Consider the following 18,828-nt stretch of genomic DNA (forward strand, 5'->3'; position numbering starts at 1 on the left):
ATGTCCTTTGACCCGGAGCTTTCATGCGATTTCTGGCGCGTTCCCTGACCGGCCTGTTTCTGGCCGCCCTGACATTGGGGCTGCTGGCAATTGGGGCCAGTCTGATCGCGGGGGCGCTGTCGGAAAGGCTGTCGACCGAACGGCCCGCGCAGCCCGCGCGCGAACGGGTGTTTTCCGCCAATGTGCAGACGGTGACGCCGGGTGTGCTGACCCCGCAGACGGTGGCCTTTGGCGAGATCCGGTCGCGCCGCACGCTGGAACTGCGTGCGCCAAGGGGTGGGCGCGTGCTGGAGATAGCGGACGGGGTCGAGGACGGGGCCACCGTGACCCAAGGGCAGGTGCTGGTACGGCTGGACCCGGCGGATGCTACATCGGCCCGCGATCTGGCACAGGCGGGGGTGAGCGAGGCCGAGGCCGAGGTGCGCGACGGCGACCGAGGCCTGCTGCTGGCGCGTGACGATCTGGCGGCGGCGGACGCACAGGCAAACCTGCGGCGTCAGGCGCTGACCCGGCAGGAGGATCTGCTGGCCCGGGGTGTGGGATCGGCGGCGGCGGTGGAAACGGCGGCGCTTGCGCTGTCATCGGCAGAGCAGGCGACCTTGTCGCGCCGGTCTGCGCTGGCGCAGGCCGAGGCGCGGGTGGATCAGGCGGCGTCCGGTCTGACCCGGGCGCGCATCGCGCTGGCCGAGGCAGAGCGCGCGCTGGATGATACCGTGATCCGCGCCAGTTTCACGGGTCGGCTGAACGGGGTGACCGTGGTGGCGGGCGGGCTGGTCGGGGCCAATGAACGGCTGGCCGAACTGATCGACCCGGACCGGCTGGAAGTGTCGTTCCGCCTGTCGACCGCGCAGTTTTCGCGGCTGCTGGATGATCAGGGCAGCCTGATTGCCGCGCCGGTTGCGGTGTCGCTGGATGTGCTGGGGGCCGAAATTGCGGCCGTGGGCCGGGTCGATCGGGTGGGCGCCGCTGTGGGCGAAGGCGCAACGGGGCGGCTGATCTATGCCGCGCTGGACGCGGCGCGTGGTTTCCGGCCCGGTGATTTTGTCACCGTGGCGATTGCCGAGCCCGAGGTGGCGGGCGTGGCGCTGTTGCCTGCCACGGCGGTGGACAGCACCGGCGGCATTCTGGTGGTCGGGGCCGAAGACCGGCTGGAAGTGCAGGTGGTGCCGGTTCTGCGGCGGCAGGGTGATGATGTGATCGTCGATGTGCGCGGCATTGCCGGGCGCGAGGTGGTTGTGGAACGCTCGCCGTTGCTGGGGGCGGGGATCAGGATCAACCCGATCCGCCCGGGGTCCACCGCAACTGACGCGTCACCGGATGCCCGCGCGCAGGTGCAGCCCGCCGCATTGACCGAAACCATCCAGCTTACCCCCGAACGGCGGGCCGGGCTGATTGCCTTTGTCGAGGGCAATGCCCGGATGCCGGATGAGGCCAAGGCGCGGATGCTGGAGCAGCTGGCGCAGGATCAGGTGCCCGCGCAGGTGGTGACGCGGCTTGAAGACCGGATGGGGGGCTGAGGCATGGCAAAGCCTATCCCGGCCAGCGGTGGCGGTCTGATTTCCTATTTCACCCGGCACCGGACGCTGGCGAACCTGCTGTTGGTGTTGATGATCGTGGCCGGGCTGGTTTCGGCCTCGCGCATCCGGGCGCAGTACTTTCCCGATGTCATCATCAGCCAGATCGACGTGTCGGTGGCCTGGAGCGGGGCCGGGGCCGAGGATGTGGACCGCGCCATCGTGCAGGTGCTGGAATCGGCGCTGCTGACGGTGGATGGCGTGGCCGACATCGAATCCCGCGCGAATGAGGGGTCGGCCCGGATTTCGATGGAGTTCGAGCCGGGCATGGATTTGGCGCAGGCGGTCGAGGATGTGCAGACGGCGGTCAATTCGGTGTCGAACTTGCCGGATGAGGCCGAAGAGCCGGTGATCCGCCGCAGCCAGTGGCGCGATCAGGTGACGGATGTGGTGATCACGGGGCCGGTAGGGGTGGATCAGCTGGGACGGTTTGCCGATGAATTCGTGGGCCGGCTGTTTCAGGCGGGGGTGACGCGCACCACGATCCGCGGCATGGCGGACCCCGAGACCGTGGTCGAGGTGCCTTCGGTCGCGCTGATCCGGCATGACATCACCATGCGCGAGATTGCCACGGCGATTGGCGCGGCGGTGCAGACCAACCCGGCGGGCAATGTCGGCGACGGGTCGGCGCGGGTGCGGACCGGGTCGGAACGACGCTCGGCGGCCGAGATCGGCAGCGTGGTGCTGCGCAGTCTGCCGGATGGCACCAAGCTGACGGTCGGCGATATTGCGACCGTTACCGCCATCGGGGCCGATTCCGGGCGGGCGAGTTTTGTCGGTGTGAACCCGGCGATGACCGTGCGGGTGGACCGCAATGCCGACGGCGATGCCATCCGCATGCAGGCCAGTGTCCAGGATGTGGCGGATGAACTGCAGCTGACGCTGCCACCGGGGGTGACGGTCGATCTGGTGCGGGCGCGGGCGGAACAGATTACCGACCGATTGTACCTGCTTTTGGACAACGCGCTGAGCGGGCTGGCGCTGGTGGTGGTGCTGCTGTTTTTGTTCCTGAACGCGCGGACGGCGCTGTGGGTGGCGGCCGGGATTCCGGTGGCGATGCTGGCGGCGGTGGCGGTGATGTATGCGGCCGGGCTGACGCTGAACATGATGTCGCTGTTTGCGCTGATCATCATGCTGGGGATCGTGGTGGATGATGCCATCGTGGTGGGCGAACACGCCGATTATCGCGGCCGGACCTTGGGCGAAGATCCGGTGGTTGCCGCCGAACGCGGAGCTTTGCGGATGGCGCAGCCGGTGGTGGCGTCGAGCCTGACCACGGTGATCGCGTTCTTTGGGCTTGTGGCGATTGGTGGGCGGTTTGGCGATCTGATCAGCGATATTCCATTCACGGTGATTGCGGTGCTGATCGCATCGCTGGTGGAGTGTTTTCTGATCTTGCCCAACCACATGGCGCATGCCATTGCGGCGGCGCGGGTCGAAAAGTGGTATGACTGGCCGTCGCGGCAGGTGAACCGGGGCATGGTCTGGTTGGGCCGGCATGCTGTCAGACCGCTGATGCGGCTGATCCTTGTGGCGCGCTATCCGGTGCTGGCGGGGGCGGTTTGTCTGCTGGCCGCGTCGGCTGCGCTGTTCATTCGGGGCGATCTGCCATTCCGGTTTTTCAACGCGCCGGAACAGGCGTCGGTCACCGGCAATTTCTCGATGCTGCCGGGGGCAGCGCGCAGCGATACGCTGGAGATGATGCGCGAGGTGCAGCGCGCGGCGGAGGCGGTGGGTGCGCGGTTTGAGGCCGAACATGGTATGAACCCGATCACCTTTGCCATGGCCGAAATCGGCGGGTCTGGCGGGCGCGGGCTGGCCAGTGCCGAGGGCAAGGATGCCGACCAGCTGGGCAGCATCTCGATCGAGCTGATCGACCCGGATTTGCGCCCCTATTCCAGCAATGTGTTCGTGCAGGCCCTGCAGGAAGAGGTGCGTGGCCATCCGTTGATGGAAGAGCTGTCGTTCCGGGGCGGGCGCTTTGGCCCGGGCGGCGATGCGCTGGCGGTTGATCTGTTCGGGGCCGAGGCGGGCGAGCTGAAGGCCGCAGCCGAAGCGTTGAAAACCCGGCTGGCGGTTTATCCGGAAGTGTCGGCGCTGGAGGATTCGCTGGCCTATGACAAGGAAGAGCTGATCCTGAACCTGACCCCGCTGGGGCAATCGCTGGGATTCACGATTGATGAGCTGGGCCGCACCTTGCGCGACCGGCTGAACGGGATCGAGGCGGCCACCTATCCCGATGGGCTGCGGTCGGTGTCGATCCGGCTGGAACTGCCCCGCCATGAGCTGACGGCGGATTTTCTGGACGCCACGCTGATGCGCACCCCCAGCGGCAACTATGTGCCTCTGGCCGATATCGTGACGGTGGAACAGATGGCCGGGTTTTCCACCATCCGCCGCGAGAACGGGTTGCGGATCGTGTCAGTCTCCGGCGATCTGGCCGAAGATGACCCGGCGCGGGCGGCAGAGATTCAGGCGACCATCCGCGAAACGATCCTGCCCGAGATCGAGCAGCAATTCGGGATTGAAAGCCGTCAGGGCGGGTTGGTGCAGCAACAGAACGAATTCCTGAGTGATGCCGGGTCTGCCGTTATTCTGTGCCTGCTGGGGATTTACCTGTGCCTTGCCTGGATCTTTGCCAGCTGGACCCGGCCCTTGGTGGTGATGTCGGTGATACCCTTTGGCCTGATCGGGGCGATGTGGGGGCATTTCCACTGGGGGGTGCCGCTGTCTCTGTTCTCGGTCGTTGGGCTGATCGGGATGTCGGGGATCATCATCAACGATTCTATCGTGCTGGTGTCGACGATTGACGAGTATTCCGAAAAGCGTGGGCTGTTCCCGGCGATTGTCGACGGGGTGGCAGAGCGGTTCCGCGCCGTGCTGCTGACCACCTTGACCACGGTGATCGGGTTGTCGCCGCTGCTGTTCGAGGGCAGTTCGCAGGCCGAATTCCTGAAACCTACGGTGATCACGCTGGTTTACGGACTGGCCTTTGGCATGTTTCTGGTGCTGATCATGGTGCCCGCGCTGATGGCGGTGCAGGCGGATATCGCAAAGATGTTCCGGGCGCTGTCACGGGGCTTGCGTGCGGATACGTCGCGGGGGCCGCGCGGGGTGCTGATGGGGGCGGGGGCGGTGCTGGGGGTGCTGTTTGCGATCACGTTGGCCCCGGCGCTGCTGGATGGCTGGTTGGGCGGTGCCCTGCCTGCGATGCCGGTGGGCACGGCGTTTGGCCTCTTTGCGCTGGGGGCGGCGGTGGTGAGTTTTGCGGCGTTCTGGCTGGCCCGTCTGGTGCCCGCAAAACGCTAGCGGAACACGCCTTCAGCCCGCCGGGCAGCCGCGGATTTCCACCGCGCGGCCCTGACCACCGATCACGGTCACCACCATGGCAGAGCGGTTCAGCGCGAAGGGCTGGCCCGAGGGTGGGACCATTTCGGCCGTGGCCGTCAGGCTGCGCCCATCACGGCTGACCTGTGCTTCTGACACCCAGACATTGGCGATGCCCGATTCGAACACCACCGCCTCCTGGCGTCCTTGCACCGGAAGCTCCATCCGGGCGGTGACGCGCATGCCATCGCGGATCGGTTCGATCTGGCAGGTGATGCGGGTCAGCCCTGCCTCGGCCGCAGTGGCGGGGCGGGCGCGCAGGGCGGCGTTGATGGTGCCGTCAGACTGCCCGGGCGCGGCCAGTGCGCTGCCCAGCAGCAGCGTGGTCGGAATGCAGATGTCCTTGCACACGCCCAGATCTATCGACGCCTGCAGCCGGACCGGCTTGCGCGGGTCTTTCGGGGTGACCTCGATCGGCAGCACCAGCTCGTCATGGTAGCCGACGGTCTGCATGCCATTGGTGCGGAACACGTCGGGCGCAGGCCAATGAAATCGTACCGAGCCCACGTTTTCCGATCCGGTCCAGTCAAACTGCGGCGGTATGCCCGCGTCGCCCGGCGCGCGCCAATAGGTTTTCCAGTCGGGGGCCAGTTGCAGATGCAGCGCCGCCATATGGGTGCCGGTCGCGGTTTGCCAGCCAGAGCGGAACTCGCCGCGCACCACGTCGGATTGCACCTGCGCGAAACCGGCGGTGGGGGCGAGGGCGAGGCAAAGGGCAAGGGCTTTTATCATGGATCGGAAGATAAGCACTGGCCCCGGAATGGGAAGTCACAAAGACGGGAAGGCATTGTAGCACTTGGCTCTTGAGACACTGCTGCATCCGGCTCATGTTGAACAGAGTGACAGGTGGGAGTGGCGAAGATGGATCTTGGCGGCAAACTGTTGATTGCGATGCCCGGCATGGGGGATGCGCGCTTTGACCGCAGCGTCATCCTGATCTGCGCCCATTCCGACGATGGTGCGATGGGGCTGATCGTGAACAAACCGACCCCGGATCTGAACTTTGCCGGGCTGCTGGATCATCTGGACATTTCGCGCGCGCCGGAAGGGCGCGACATCCGCGTGCATTTTGGTGGCCCGGTGGAGCGGGGGCGGGGCTTTGTGCTGCATTCCCCTGATTATCCGCGCGGGCCTGCGACGATGGCGGTGCCGGGCGGGTTTCTGATGACCGCTACGCTGGATATTCTGGAATCGCTGGCGCGGGGCGAGGGGCCGGATGCGGCGCTGCTGGCGCTGGGCTATTCCGGCTGGGGGCCGGGGCAGCTGGAGGATGAGATTTCGCGCAATGACTGGTTGCTGGCGGATGCGCCCGCCGATCTGATCTTTGCCGCCGATGACAGTGCGAAGTGGGTCAAGGCGTTGAAAACGCTTGGCATCGACCCGCTGACGCTGTCTGCGACAGCGGGGCATGCCTGAGGTTATTCGCCGTAGGGCACCCAGACGGTTTTCACCGCCGTTGCGTGGCGCAGAAAAGCGCGGCCCTCGGCATCGGGCGCGAACCAGTCGCGGGCGCGGGTGTTGTTGACCCAGGTGCGTTTGAGGTTGGTGGCGGATTCGGCCTCGATCATCTGCGAGATGTCGGAGGACGAAAAGCTCCAGACCGCGTCGATATCCATGTGGCCCGCCAAGGGTTTGGCAAGGTCGGTATGGGGGCCGGTGACGATGTTGACCACGCCTGCGGGCAGGTCAGAGGTTTCCAGCACCTGATAGAAATCGGTGGCCGACAGCGGGAAGGGGTGGGATGGCACCAGCACGCAGGTGTTGCCCATGGCGATCGCCGGGGCCATCACCGAGATCAGGCCCAACAGCGGGGCCTCATCCGGGCACAGGGCACCGATCACGCCGCAGGGTTCGTTCATCGCCAGGGCCACGCCGCGGAGGGGTACGGATTTCACCGCGCCGTCGAATTTGTCGGCCCATGCCGCATAGGTGAACAGCCGGGCAACGGCGGCCTCGACCTCTGCCGTGCCGGAGCTGCCGGTTTGTGCCTTGATCCGGGCGGCGAATTCTTCGGCGCGGGCTGACAGGTTTTCGGCGATGTAGAACAGGATCTGCGCGCGGGTGTGGGCGGTGCTGCGGGCCCAGCCTTTGGCGGCCTGCGCCGCCTCGACCGCGTTGCGGATGTCCTTGCGGTTGCCAAGGCCCACATGGCCCAGCAGCGCGCCTTTGGCGCTGTAGACCGGGGTGGAATAACCGCCATCGGGCCGGGCCTGCTTGCCGCCGATGAACAGCTTGGCGGTGCGGTCGAGGGTATCGACCGTGGCGGATTTGGGTGCGGGCATCGGGGCGACGGGTTTGAGCGCCGCCGCCTTGCCCTTGGGGCGCAGGTATGCAAGCAGCCCTTCCCAGCCGCCCTCACGCCCGAAGCCGCTTTCGCGCACGCCGCCGAAGCCTGCGGCGGCGTCGAACATATTGGTGCCGTTCACCCAGACCACCCCGGCCCGCAGCTTGGGCGCGATGTCCAGCGCAAGGTTCACATTTTCGGTCCAGACGGTGGCGGCAAGGCCATAGCGGGTGTTGTTGGCAAGCTCTACTGCTTCGGCCGGGGTGCGGAAGGTCATGCTGACCAGCACAGGGCCAAAGATTTCTTCCTGCATCAGGGTTGAGGCGGCTGACAGGCCGGTGATCAGGGTGGGCGGGTAGAAGCAGCCCTGCGGCAGGGGCGTGTCGGCGGTGTATTTTTCGCCATCCGAGGCATCGACCAGCCGGGTGATGGTGGCCAGTTGCACCGGGTCGACCACGGCACCCACGTCGATGCATTTGTCGAGCGGATCGCCGATGCGCAACCCATCCATCCGGCGTTTCAGCCGTGCGTGGAAGCGGTCGGCCACGCCTTCTTGCACCAGCAAGCGGCTGCCCGCACAGCAGACCTGCCCGCCGTTGAACCAGATGGCATCGACCAGCCCCTCGACCGCCGAGTCGATGTCTGCGTCGTCAAACACGATGTAGGGGGATTTTCCTCCCAACTCCAGCGTCAGGGCCTTGGCCGTTCCGGCGGTGGCGCGGCGGATGGCCTTGCCCACGGCGGTGGACCCGGTAAAGGCGATCTTGTCGACGCCCGGGTGTGCCACCAGTGCCGCCCCGGTGTCGCCATCGCCGGTGACGATGTTCAGCACGCCGGGGGGCAGGCCCGCCTCACGGCTGATGTCTGCAAACAGCAATGCGGTAAGCGGGGTGTATTCGGCGGGTTTGAGCACCACCGTATTGCCCGCTGCCAGTGCGGGGGCCACCTTCCACGCAAGCATCAGCAGCGGGAAGTTCCACGGGATGACCGCGCCGCAAACGCCCAAAGGCTCCATCCCCGGCAGCTCAGACGGGGCGAGCTGTGCAAGGCCCGCGTGATAGTAGAAATGCCGCGCGACGAGGGGCAGGTCGATGTCGCGGGATTCGCGGATGGGCTTGCCGTTGTCCATCGTTTCCAGCACTGCCAGCAGGCGGGCGTGTTTTTGTACCAGTCGGGCGAGGGCATAAAGGTATTGCGCGCGTTTATGGCCGGGCAGCCGCGCCCATTTGGGCTGCGCGCGGCGGGCAGCGGCGACAGCCGCATCAACGGTGGCGGCAGAGCCTTGGCTGACCTGCGCCAGCAGGGTGCCGGTGGCGGGGTTTTTCGTGTCAAACACCGCATCGGGCGTGGTGAAGCTGCCATTGATGAAGTGGCCAAAGCGCCGATCGCGCCGGGCCAGCCAATCCAGCGCTTCGGCATTGGATTCGGGGGCGGGGCCATAGGACATGGTGTCGAAGATTTCTTTGATTGTCATGGCCTTATCCCATCGCGTGGCGGTTGGCGGCGGAGTAGTGGCCGGTCAGGTGGTGATCCAGCTGGCGTTCGATATCGCCCAAGAGGCTGGAGGCCCCAAAGCGGAACAGGTCGGGTTGCAGCCAGGGGTGGCCGAGTTCATCCTTCATCAGCGCCAGATACAGCAGCGCATCCTTGGCCTTTGATATCCCGCCCGCAGGTTTGTAGCCGACCTTGATGCCGGTACGGTCCTGATAATCGCGGATGCAGCGGATCATGGTCAGGCTGACGGGCAGGGTGGCGTTCACGCCTTCCTTGCCAGTAGAGGTTTTGATGAAATCGGCACCTGCCATCATGCAGATCAGCGACGCGCGCGCGACGTTGCGCAAGGTGCCAAGCTCGCCGGTGGCGAGGATGGCTTTGACATGGGCATCACCGCAGGCGGCGCGCATTTCGCGCATCTCGTCGTACAGCGCCTGCCAGTTCTGGGTCAGCACATGGCGGCGCGAGATGACGATGTCGATTTCGGCCGCGCCGGCGGCGACGCTTTCGCGGATTTCCTGCACCCGCAGGTGCCACGGCGACAGACCTGCCGGAAAGCCGGTTGAAACGGCGGCGACGGGTATGGCAGTGCCTTCCAGCGCGCGGACGGCGGTTTCGACCATATCGTGATAGACGCAAACCGCACCCACCGTCAGCCCCTCCATCCCCAGTGCTTGCAGGGTTTCTGCCCGCACGGGCTGGCGGGCCTTGGCGCACAGCCGCTGGACGCGGCCGGGGGTATCATCGCCCGACAGGGTGGTCAGGTCGATCAGGCTGATAGCCTTGAGCAGCCAGGCGGCCTGAAAGTCCTTTTTGACCGACCGTCTGCCGCCCAATGTCGCCGCGCGCCGCTCGATCGCCGAGGTATTGGCCTGTACGCCTGCGACCCAATCCAGATCCAGCGCCATGCCGGGGTTGCGGTCATGGGGGGCGTGTGTGGGGGAAAGGTGCACAAGCTGGGTGGTTGTGGGGGGCACGTCGGGGGAAGGCGCGGTCACGGCAAGCCCTTTGCTGCGAAGGATTTCGCGTAATGTGGCACGGGTACTGCGACCGGACAAGTCTGACGCTGCGCGTATTTGACCTGTTGGTCAGAAATCAGTCCGGCTCGCGGTCGTGGATCAGGGTGGGGCCGACCGCTTCCACCTCGGGGTCGAAGGTTGCCCATTGGGTGCCCACCCCGGTGGGCGGCAGGTCTTCTGCCTTCACGGCAAGATGCAGCTGCGCCTTTGCGATGAAATTCGCGGTGATCGGTGCGGTCAGGAACAGGAACAGCGTGATCATCAGCTCGTGCCAGCTGACCGTGTCTTCGTAAAACCAGAAGTACGCCATGGATGCAATCAGCGCCGAGCCCACGCCGATGGTGGTCGCCTTGGTGGGGGCGTGCAGGCGCTGCATCGTGGTGGGCAGTTTCAGCAGGCCAAAGCTGCCGACGATGGCAAAGACGCCGCCGATGACCAGCAGGGCTGCAAGAATGTATTCGACAATCAGGTCCATGCCATTCACTCGATGATGTCGCCGCGCAGGACGAATTTGCAATAGGCCACGGTCGAGACAAAGCCGGTCATGGCAAAGAGCAGCGCCGCTTCGAAGTTCACGCCAGACCCGGTGCGGACCCCGTAGAGCACGATCAACGCCAGAACATTGATGACCATGGTATCCAGCGCAAGAATGCGGTCGGGCACGCCGGGGGCGCGGAACACGCGGTACAGGTTCATCGCCAGCCCGAGGCCAAAGCACAGGAAGGCGAAATCAAGAGCATAATTCAGGATCATTCGAATATCCTTTTCAGCCGGTCTTCGTAGCGGGTCTTGATGTCGTGAATGATGGCGTCAGGGTCTGGTGCATGCAGGGCGTGGATCAGCAGCACACGGCCGCAGGATGACATGTCAGACGTCACTGTGCCCGGGGTCATGGTGATGGTGCCGGCCAGAACGGTGATCGCCTCGGGCGTTTTCAGGTCGATCGGGACGGCGATCCAGCCGGAGCGGATGTTTTCATTGCGCATGAACAGGACGATCCGCGCGACCTCGATATTGGCTTTGACGATGTCCCACATCACCACAAGGACATAGGCGGCGAAGGCCGGTATGTTTTTCAGCGGCGGGCGGTTCGGCCAATAGGGCGCGGTCAGCTTGGGGATGGCGATGGCCAGGATCAGGGCCATCGCCAAGCTGCCGATCTTGAACTGGTTGACCAGCAGGATCCAGGTCGCAAACAGCAAAAGCGACAGCAGCGGGTGGGGAAAGAGGCGGCGCAGCATCTTACTTCACCTCGGGCAGTTGGTTGGCATTGATATAGGCGCTGGTGTCAAACAGGCCGGCGGATGTCACCTCAAGCCAGGCGATGACCGGGCCGGCGAAGATCGTCAGCCCGACCAGGCCCGCAAGGAGCCCGCCCACGGCGACAAAGGACAGCGCTTGGGCCGGGTGGCTGGGCGCATCGCCGTCGGGGGCTGAGGCATGGGCCTTCCAGAACAGGGTCGATCCGGCGCGGGCAAAGCCCATAATCATGATCAGCGAGGTCACAAGGATGACCGACCACACCAGCGCGGCAGAGTCGCGCAGCGCATCAAGCACCAGAAGCTTGCCGATAAAGCCCGACAGCGGCGGCATGCCTGCGGTGGCGATGGCCGAGACCATGAACAGGGCCGAGATCAGCCCGGCCTGCGCAATCGGGGGCAGGGGGATGTGCAGGCTGTCATGCGCGCGACGGTCGACCACCAGATCGACGATCAGGAACAGCGCCGCACCGGCCAGGGTGGAATGAACCATATAATACAGTGCGGCCGCCGTGGACGCCGGGGTGAAGGCCGAGATGGCGATGAATGCGGTGCCCATCGAGGCCACGGCGGCAAAGGCCGCCAGCCGCGACAAGGTGGTGGCGCCAAGGATACCCAGCGCGCCGATGACCAGCGTCAGCAGGGCGGCAGGCAGCATCAGATCGGCGATCAGCGTGCCGGTGATGGGATGACCCGGCGGCAGCACCAACACGCCAAAGCGGATCACCGAATAAGCGCCGATCTTGGTCATCACCGCAAACAGCGCCGCCACTGGGCCGGGGGCGTTGGAATAGGTGCCGGGCAGCCAGAACTGCAAGGGCACAAGCGCCCCCTTGATGGCAAAGACCATCATCAGCATCACGGCGGCCACGCGGAACAGGGCGGCGTCGCCTTCGGGCAATGCTGCGGCCTTGACCGCCAGATCGGCGATGTTCAGCGTGCCGGTGATCGAATAGATCGCCGCCAGCGCAAACAGGAACAGCGACGAGCCGACAAGGTTGAAAGCCACATATTGCACGCCTGCGCGAAGCCGGTCGCGGCCGCCCGAATGGATCATCAACCCATAGGACGCAATCAGCAGCACCTCGAAGAACACGAACAGGTTGAAGGCGTCACCGGTCAGGAAAGCGCCGCAGATGCCCATCAGCTGAAACTGGAACAACGCATGGAAATGCCGCCCGCGCGTATCCCAGTTGGTGCCGATGACGTACAGCTGGACGCAGACCGCCAGCACCGCCGTCAGGGTGACCATCATCGCCGACAGCCGGTCGAGCACCAGCACGATGCCAAAGGGCGCGGGCCAGTCGCCAAGGCGGTACACCTCGGGCGCGTCAGAGCTGGTGGCGATCAGCAGGGCAATGCTGACGGCAAGCAGACCGAAACTGGCCAGCAGCGAGAACACGCGCTGCAACAACAGGTCGTTGCGCATCAGCAGCACAATCAGCGCACCGATGATGGCCGGCAGCAGAACCGGCGCTGCGATCCAGTGATACATCATTTCTGGCCCCCATCGGCCGGGGTGTCGTCGTCGTTCATATCCACCTTGTCATGGCCTGCTTCGAGAAACGCCCCCAGCGCCATCATCACGATCACCGCTGTCATGCCGAAGGAAATGACGATGGCGGTCAGCACCAGCGCCTGTGGCAGCGGATCGGCATAGCCCGGCGCACCGGTGCCATAGATCGCGGGAACATTGGTGGCCAGACGGCCGGACGTGAACAGGAACACGTTGACCGCATAGGTCAGCAGCGTCAGCCCGACAATCACCGGGAATGTGCGCTGACGCAGCATCAGATAGACCCCGGCGGCGGTCATCATGCCGATTGCGGATGCGACAAGAGCCTCCATCAGCGGGCCTCCTCGGATTTCAGGGTCCGGCCTTCGGACGGGTCGATGTCAAACGGCTGGGTGTTCACGGTTTCTCCGGCGCGCAGCCCGATCCGCGACAGCGAGGCCAAAGCCAGCATCACGGCGCCAAGCACGGTCAGGAACACGCCAAGGTCGAACAGGGCGGCGGTGGCCAGTTCGAACTCTTCCAGCGGCCAGATGGTCACGTAGCCGAAGGCCGAGGTCAGGAAGGGCAGGCCGTTGAACCATGCGCCGATGCCGGTTGCGGCAGCGATCAGCACGCCGGCAGCGATCAGCGCGTGATAGTCTACCTTTTGCCGCGCCGCCGTCCAGGCAAAGCCCGAGGCCATGTATTGCATGATCAGCGCGATGGCGACGATCAGGCCCGAGATGAACCCGCCACCGGGAAGGTTGTGGCCGCGCAGGAAGATGAACACGCCCACCATCATCGCAATCGGCAGCATGACCCGCGTGGCGACCACCAGCATCATCGGATGCCGGTCGCCCGCGCGGCGCTGGTCGGGCCGCCAGGCCAGAAGGCGGTCATTGGCCGGGCCCGCACGCAGCAGGGCTTCGGTCAGGGCAAAGATCACCAGTGCGGCAATGCCCAGCACGATGATCTCGCCAAAGGTGTCATAGCCCCGGAAATCCACCAGAATGACGTTGACGATATTGGTGCCGCCGCCGCCGGTTTTGGAATTGGTGACGTGGAAGTCGGAAATCGTCTGGAAAGCCGGGTTGCGCGTCATCAGCGCATAGGCCAGCGCCGCGATGCCGACACCGGCGATCACCGCGATGGCGGCGTCCCACGTCCGGCGCAAAGGGGCGCTTTCAATCGGGGTGGTCTTGGGCAGGAAGTTCAGCGCCAGCAGCATCAGGATGATGGTCGCCACCTCGACAGAGATCTGGGTCAGCGCAAGGTCGGGGGCCGAGAAGTAGGCAAAGGCGACCGAGACCATCAGACCGATGATCCCCACAAGAACCAGCGTCAGCAGCCGGTTGCGGTGGAAGATCACGATGGCCACGGTTGCCAGCACCAGTGACAGCCAGGCCAGCGCCGGAACCGGGGGGATGGGCATCAGATCGCGCGTGCCGATGGCATGGGTGCCGGTGTCAAAGGCGTAATAAGACGCCGCCGCGATCGCCAGTGTGCCGATGGCGATATAGCGGGTGAGCGCACCGTCATGCAGGCTGTTGGCGATGCGCCCGGCCAGCGTGGCAAAGGGTTCCATCAGGCCGTCAAAGATCCGCTTGGCCTCGGGCCGGGGGGTGGCGTTCCAGAATGCCATCAGGCGCGGGTGCAGGCCCAAGAGCAGCAGGCCGCCGCCGATTGCCGCCAGCGACATCCACAGGGCAGGCGCATAAAGTCCGTGCCAATGGGTGATCTTGACCGCGATCACTTCGCCGGTCACGGCACTTGCCGCCGCGTTCACCAGCCATGAAGCGGTCAGCATCGGGAACAGGCCGATCAGGATGACAAGGCAGGCCAGCAGGGCGGGGGCCGCCCAGAGGCCAAAGCCCGGATCATGCGGTTTGCCGGGGTAATCGGTGCGCACCGGGCCGAGGAAGGCATGCGCGATGAAGCGAAAGCTGTAGGCGACCGAAAACAGCGCACCAATGGTGGCAAGCACGCCCAGCAGCCAGGGATTTGCCATCCATGCCGTATGTGCGGCCTCTTCCAGCATCAGTTCCTTTGACAGGAACCCGTTCAGCGGCGGGATGCCCGCCATCGACAGCGACGCGATGGTGACGATGGTGAAGGTGATTGGCATCAGGGTGCGCAGGCCGCCAAGGCGTTTCAGATCGCGGGTATGCGCCTCATGGTCCACAATGCCTGCCGACATGAAGAGGGCGGCCTTGAAGGTGGCGTGGTTGATGATGTGGAACACGGCCACCGTGGCCGCCTCGGCAGTTCCAAAGCCCAGCAGCATGGTGATCAGGCCCAGATGCGACACGGTGGAAAACGCCAAAAGCGCCTTCAGGTCATCCTTGAACAGGGCGATCTTGGCAGCCATGACCATGGTGATCAGACCGGTGGTCGCGACGATGTAGAACCATTCCGGCGTGCCCGACAGCACCGGCCACATGCGGGCCAGCAGGAACAGCCCGGCTTTGACCATGGTGGCCGAATGCAGATAGGCCGAAACGGGTGTGGGGGCTGCCATGGCATGCGGCAGCCAGAAGTGGAACGGGAACTGTGCCGATTTGGTGAAAGCACCCAAGAGGATCAGGATCAGCGCGGGCAGATACCAGTCCGACGACTGGATCGCCTCTTTGTTTTCCAGAATGACCGACAGGTCATAGCTGCCGACGATATTGCCCAGAATGAGCATGCCCGCGATCATCGCAAGGCCACCGCCACCGGTGACGGTCAGCGCCATGCGGGCACCCTGGCGGCCTTCGGGCAGGTGTTTCCAATAGCCGATTAAAAGGAAGGACGATAGCGAGGTCAGCTCCCAGAACACCAGCAAAAGCAGGATGTTGTCGGACAGGACGATGCCCACCATCGCACCCTGAAACAGCATGAGGTAGGTGTAGAACTGCCCCATCGGGTCCGATTTCGCGAGGTAGAACCGCGCATACAGGATGATCAGCAGGCCGATGCCAAGGATCAGCCCCGCAAACAGCAGCCCCAGACCGTCAAGGAAGAAATTGGCGTTCAGGCCAAGCGACGGGATCCATTCGATCCGGGTCTGCACCACCTCGCCGCGCAGGACGGCGGGGGCGTTCAGGCCCAGCATCAGCAGCGCGAGGGCGGTGACCGACCCTGTCACCAAGGCACAGGCATTCTTGCCTGCGCGGATCATCAGACCGGGAAGAAGCGCACCAAGAAAAGGCAGCGCAGCAATCAGGGCGAGTGACATGAAACGGGCGTTCCCTCGTCGTGGCGTGGCGTTTTTGCGTCGTTATCGTCGCGGCGGGTTTTTGCCGATCAAAGATCTTGCGAAAACATTTTCAAGACCTTTAGGGCCCAGAACCGGTGACGGAAAGCATTTTCGGTACTCAGATCCCCCGAAACCCGCAAAAACGCGGCTAGGCGTCGCGGCCCGACGCATTCTGGTCGATAAGATACCGTTGAGACAGCGGGATCGCCGCCGCGCCAAGCACGCGCGCATTGGCTCCGACCGTGCCCTGACGGATGGCGGGCGGATCGATCCCGGCCAGATCCAGCGCGTGCAGTGCTGCATGGGTGCGCGCTGTCAGTTCGGCCCGGATGCCGACGGGCATCCAGCCGTCGATCAGCACCGCCTCCAACTCGATCAGGGCGGCGGCGGACAGGATGGCATGGGCCAGCCCGCGCGCGGCCCCGTCGATCCAGACCTCCAGCACGGCGGGGCTGACCCGCCATTCCAGATGCTGGGCCCACAGGTGGTCCGACGATTCCCCCGCCGCCTCCATGGCGTCGGCCAGCACCGACATCGAGGCCACATCCAGCAGCCGCCGGGTCTGGCCATCAGGGCCCGGCACCGGGATCGGACCCACGCCAGCGGCATTGCCGCTGCGCCCGGTGAACAGCTGGCCGTTCAGGACCAAGCCGCCGCCGATGAAGGTGCCGAAGTAGAAGTAGAGAAAATCCTTGGGCCGCTCACCCGTGCCGAACACCAGTTCTGCCCCGCAGGCGGCGGTGGCATCGTTCTGCACAAACACCGGCAGCCCGGACAGCGCGGCCAGTTCGGCCTGAATGTCGCGGTGCCGCCAGGCATCCATCTCGGACTGCGGCGCGCCGAGCGAGGTCACCCAGTTCCACAGCTGAAAGGGCATGGCTACGCCCAGTCCCCCGATGCGCCCGCGCAAGGGGGCTGGCAGATCTGCGATCATCCGGGGCAGGGTGGCTGAGACGAAATCCACCACGGCACCCGGCGTGGGATAGCGGTAGACCTGCCGTTCCAGCCGCTGCACCTGGCCAAGGAAATTCACCAGCGTCAGATCGGCAGAGCGGCGCCCGATCTTGAGCCCGAAGAAAAGCGCGCCGTCAGGGGCCAGCGACATCGGGATAGACGGCTGCCCGATGCGGCCACGCTGCGGCGTGCCACGTGCGAGCAACCCATCCTGTTCCAGCGCGCGCATGATGACCGACACGGTCTGCGCCGACAGGCCGGTGATGCGGGCAATGTCGGATTTTGCCAACGCCCCGTGCTGGCGCACCAGCGTCAGAACCAGCCGTTCATTCTGGGCGCGCATGCCGGACTGGTTGGTGCCCCGCAGGACCGGATCATCGGTGCTGCCACGGTCTGCAACGGCTGCGCCTTCGCTCAGTGGTATCATCCGTCGCCCCTGATCACACCTTTACGCAGAATGACATTGGCATAGAGTGCAGTTTCACTGCTGGCAATGATGGTATGTGCAGCGCGGATGCGCGGATACAGATCATCGCCTGCCATCGCCTGCACGGCATAGCCCGGCTTCATGGAGCCACAGAGCGCCTCGATCTGGTGATGGATTTCGCCGGTTTGGTCCGGATCGTTGTGCAGGCTGGCGCGGCCGATTGCGAAGGGCGCGTCGTCATCGAGTGGCAGCACGGTCAGGATCGCCTGCAACAGCGGCAAAAGCCCGTGGCCATCGGCGCGCACCAGGCGGCGGGCATGGTCTTGTGCGGGATAATTGCCATCGACAATGGCGATTTCATCGCCATGCCCCATGGCGCGCAGGGTGGCCAGAAGCTCTGGTCCCAGAATGGATGGAATACCGATCAGCATGTCGTGTGTCGCCCCCCGGCACCGGGCCGGAGCGCTTCCTCCCCAGGTTCAGGTTGACGGCGATTCCGCCAGTCTGTCAATATTAAATCACTCTTATTTATTTATATTGACGCGAAGTCCCGAATCGGGTTTTGTGCCCTCACCGCAGCAGGAGGAACGGCTGCGAAATATGATTGCAGCAGGGGCAAATCCCCTGCCATCCTTGGGAGGAACCGCATGAAACACTCATTGACAGTCCTTATGGGCTCGGCTGCGCTTGCGCTGATGGCGACCACCGCCACCGCACAGACCAGCGCCTGCCTGATCACCAAAACCGATACCAATCCGTTCTTTGTGAAGATGAAGGAAGGTGCCGAAGCCAAGGCGGCCGAACTGGGTGTGACCCTGAAATCCTATGCCGGTCGGATTGATGGCGACCATGAAAGCCAGGTCGCTGCGGTAGAGGCCTGCGTGGCTGATGGTGCCAAGGGCATTATGATTGCCGCGTCGGACACCAAGGCGATTGTGGATTCGGTTGCAGCCGCGCGTGCCGCAGGTGTGCTGGTCATCGCGCTGGATACCCCACTTGACCCGATTGACGCTGCTGACGCGACCTTTGCGACCGACAACTTTCAGGCCGGTCTGCTGATCGGGCAGTGGGCGAATGCCACGCTGGGGGCAGAAGCCGCCAATGCCAAGATTGCGCTGCTGGATCTGTCGATTTCACAGCCGTCGGTTGATGTTCTGCGCGATCAGGGCTTTTTGCAGGGCATGGGCATTGATCTGGCCGACCCGAACAAATGGGGTGATGAAACCGACCCGCGCATCGTGGGCAACGAAGTCACCTCGGGCAACGAAGAAGGCGGCCTGAAGGCGATGGAATCGCTGCTGGCCAAAGACTCGGATATCAACCTAGTCTATACCATAAACGAGCCATCGGCTGCCGGCGCGTTCGAGGCGCTGAAAGCGGCGGGCAAGGAAGGCGTGCTGATCGTGTCGGTCGACGGCGGCTGCCCGGGTGTGCAGGACGTCAAGGACGGCGTGATCGGTGCGACCAGCCAGCAATATCCGCTGCAGATGGCGGCTTTGGGGGTCGAGGCGATTGCACAATTCGCGGCAGATGGCACCAAGCCCGCCCCGACCGAAGGCAAGGCGTTCTTTGACACCGGCGTGGCGCTGATCACCGACAAGCCGGTCGATGGCGTCGAATCGCTCGACACCACCAAAGGCATGGAACTGTGCTGGGGCTGATCCCAGCATGACGGAACACCGCTGTTGATTTGCGGG

Annotated in this window: 15 protein-coding genes; 4 read left to right on the top strand and 11 right to left on the bottom strand. The window is 64.6% G+C overall.

Annotation, left to right across the window (positions count from 1 at the left end; translation table 11 throughout):
• Window positions 1–23: 23 nt before the first annotated feature.
• Complete coding sequence (locus EEB11_RS09015; protein ID WP_135430446.1) at window positions 24–1,517, top strand: efflux RND transporter periplasmic adaptor subunit; 1,494 nt, start codon at window positions 24–26, stop codon at window positions 1,515–1,517.
• A 3-nt stretch (window positions 1,518–1,520) separates the two neighbouring features.
• The gene (locus tag EEB11_RS09020) at window positions 1,521–4,883 is read left to right on the top strand and encodes an efflux RND transporter permease subunit (protein WP_135430448.1); all 3,363 of its coding nucleotides are present in this window, start codon (window positions 1,521–1,523) and stop codon (window positions 4,881–4,883) included.
• A gap of 12 nt (window positions 4,884–4,895) precedes the next feature.
• Here the strand turns inward: EEB11_RS09020 and EEB11_RS09025 are convergent, their stop codons facing one another.
• Window positions 4,896–5,693, bottom strand: coding sequence for a protein-disulfide reductase DsbD domain-containing protein (locus EEB11_RS09025; protein ID WP_135430450.1), 798 nt, complete (start codon window positions 5,691–5,693; stop codon window positions 4,896–4,898).
• Between the two features lie 129 nt (window positions 5,694–5,822).
• On the opposite strand from EEB11_RS09025, the gene EEB11_RS09030 reads away from it, so the two are divergent.
• A complete protein-coding gene (locus EEB11_RS09030; protein WP_135430775.1) occupies window positions 5,823–6,377 on the top strand; it encodes a YqgE/AlgH family protein in 555 nt (184 codons plus the stop codon).
• Window positions 6,378–6,379: 2 nt separating this feature from the next.
• Here EEB11_RS09030 and EEB11_RS09035 read toward each other — a convergent pair whose 3' ends face one another.
• From EEB11_RS09035 to EEB11_RS09080, 10 genes are all read right to left on the bottom strand, one after another.
• A complete protein-coding gene (locus EEB11_RS09035; protein WP_135430452.1) occupies window positions 6,380–8,719 on the bottom strand; it encodes an aldehyde dehydrogenase family protein in 2,340 nt (779 codons plus the stop codon).
• Window positions 8,720–8,723: 4 nt separating this feature from the next.
• Window positions 8,724–9,716, bottom strand: coding sequence for a deoxyribose-phosphate aldolase (gene deoC / locus EEB11_RS09040; RefSeq protein WP_435531103.1), 993 nt, complete (start codon window positions 9,714–9,716; stop codon window positions 8,724–8,726).
• Window positions 9,717–9,834: 118 nt separating this feature from the next.
• Complete coding sequence (locus EEB11_RS09045; protein ID WP_135430454.1) at window positions 9,835–10,233, bottom strand: Na+/H+ antiporter subunit G; 399 nt, start codon at window positions 10,231–10,233, stop codon at window positions 9,835–9,837.
• Window positions 10,234–10,238: 5 nt separating this feature from the next.
• Window positions 10,239–10,508 (bottom strand): K+/H+ antiporter subunit F, encoded by a 270-nt coding sequence (locus EEB11_RS09050; RefSeq protein WP_103334721.1) that lies wholly within the window; start codon window positions 10,506–10,508, stop codon window positions 10,239–10,241.
• Window positions 10,508–10,999 carry a Na+/H+ antiporter subunit E gene (locus tag EEB11_RS09055; RefSeq protein WP_135430456.1) on the bottom strand — a complete coding sequence of 164 codons (492 nt, stop codon included), beginning with the start codon at window positions 10,997–10,999 and terminating at the stop codon, window positions 10,508–10,510. The genes EEB11_RS09050 and EEB11_RS09055 overlap by 1 nt, the downstream gene beginning before the upstream one ends.
• A gap of 1 nt (window position 11,000) precedes the next feature.
• A complete protein-coding gene (locus tag EEB11_RS09060; RefSeq protein WP_135430779.1) occupies window positions 11,001–12,512 on the bottom strand; it encodes a monovalent cation/H+ antiporter subunit D in 1,512 nt (503 codons plus the stop codon).
• On the bottom strand, window positions 12,512–12,865 hold the full coding sequence (locus EEB11_RS09065; protein ID WP_135430458.1) for a Na+/H+ antiporter subunit C: 354 nt from the start codon (window positions 12,863–12,865) through the stop codon (window positions 12,512–12,514). Before EEB11_RS09065 ends, EEB11_RS09060 begins: the two co-directional genes overlap by 1 nt.
• The gene (locus EEB11_RS09070; protein WP_135430460.1) at window positions 12,865–15,729 is read right to left on the bottom strand and encodes a monovalent cation/H+ antiporter subunit A; all 2,865 of its coding nucleotides are present in this window, start codon (window positions 15,727–15,729) and stop codon (window positions 12,865–12,867) included. The genes EEB11_RS09065 and EEB11_RS09070 overlap by 1 nt, the downstream gene beginning before the upstream one ends.
• Before the next feature lie 169 nt (window positions 15,730–15,898).
• The gene (locus EEB11_RS09075) at window positions 15,899–17,131 is read right to left on the bottom strand and encodes an ROK family transcriptional regulator (RefSeq protein ID WP_135430462.1); all 1,233 of its coding nucleotides are present in this window, start codon (window positions 17,129–17,131) and stop codon (window positions 15,899–15,901) included.
• Window positions 17,128–17,562 carry an RbsD/FucU family protein gene (locus tag EEB11_RS09080; protein WP_135430464.1) on the bottom strand — a complete coding sequence of 145 codons (435 nt, stop codon included), beginning with the start codon at window positions 17,560–17,562 and terminating at the stop codon, window positions 17,128–17,130. The genes EEB11_RS09075 and EEB11_RS09080 overlap by 4 nt, the downstream gene beginning before the upstream one ends.
• A gap of 240 nt (window positions 17,563–17,802) precedes the next feature.
• Between EEB11_RS09080 and EEB11_RS09085 the strand changes: the two genes are divergently transcribed.
• Window positions 17,803–18,792, top strand: a complete 990-nt coding sequence (locus EEB11_RS09085) for a sugar ABC transporter substrate-binding protein (protein ID WP_245298849.1) — start codon at window positions 17,803–17,805, stop codon at window positions 18,790–18,792.
• Window positions 18,793–18,828: the final 36 nt, after the last annotated feature.

This window comes from Pseudotabrizicola sediminis, from assembly GCF_004745575.1.
Taxonomy (GTDB): Bacteria; Pseudomonadota; Alphaproteobacteria; order Rhodobacterales; family Rhodobacteraceae; genus Pseudotabrizicola; species Pseudotabrizicola sediminis.

Coding starts and splice junctions, on each gene's coding strand:
- EEB11_RS09015 (WP_135430446.1), top strand. CDS start 24: ATGCGATTTCTGGCGCGTTCCCTGACCGGCCTGTTTCTGGCCGCCCTG.
- EEB11_RS09020 (WP_135430448.1), top strand. CDS start 1,521: ATGGCAAAGCCTATCCCGGCCAGCGGTGGCGGTCTGATTTCCTATTTC.
- EEB11_RS09025 (WP_135430450.1), bottom strand. CDS start 5,693: ATGATAAAAGCCCTTGCCCTTTGCCTCGCCCTCGCCCCCACCGCCGGT.
- EEB11_RS09030 (WP_135430775.1), top strand. CDS start 5,823: ATGGATCTTGGCGGCAAACTGTTGATTGCGATGCCCGGCATGGGGGAT.
- EEB11_RS09035 (WP_135430452.1), bottom strand. CDS start 8,719: ATGACAATCAAAGAAATCTTCGACACCATGTCCTATGGCCCCGCCCCC.
- EEB11_RS09045 (WP_135430454.1), bottom strand. CDS start 10,233: ATGGACCTGATTGTCGAATACATTCTTGCAGCCCTGCTGGTCATCGGC.
- EEB11_RS09055 (WP_135430456.1), bottom strand. CDS start 10,999: ATGCTGCGCCGCCTCTTTCCCCACCCGCTGCTGTCGCTTTTGCTGTTT.
- EEB11_RS09060 (WP_135430779.1), bottom strand. CDS start 12,512: ATGTATCACTGGATCGCAGCGCCGGTTCTGCTGCCGGCCATCATCGGT.
- EEB11_RS09065 (WP_135430458.1), bottom strand. CDS start 12,865: ATGGAGGCTCTTGTCGCATCCGCAATCGGCATGATGACCGCCGCCGGG.
- EEB11_RS09070 (WP_135430460.1), bottom strand. CDS start 15,729: ATGTCACTCGCCCTGATTGCTGCGCTGCCTTTTCTTGGTGCGCTTCTT.
- EEB11_RS09075 (WP_135430462.1), bottom strand. CDS start 17,131: ATGATACCACTGAGCGAAGGCGCAGCCGTTGCAGACCGTGGCAGCACC.
- EEB11_RS09080 (WP_135430464.1), bottom strand. CDS start 17,562: ATGCTGATCGGTATTCCATCCATTCTGGGACCAGAGCTTCTGGCCACC.
- EEB11_RS09085 (WP_245298849.1), top strand. CDS start 17,803: ATGGGCTCGGCTGCGCTTGCGCTGATGGCGACCACCGCCACCGCACAG.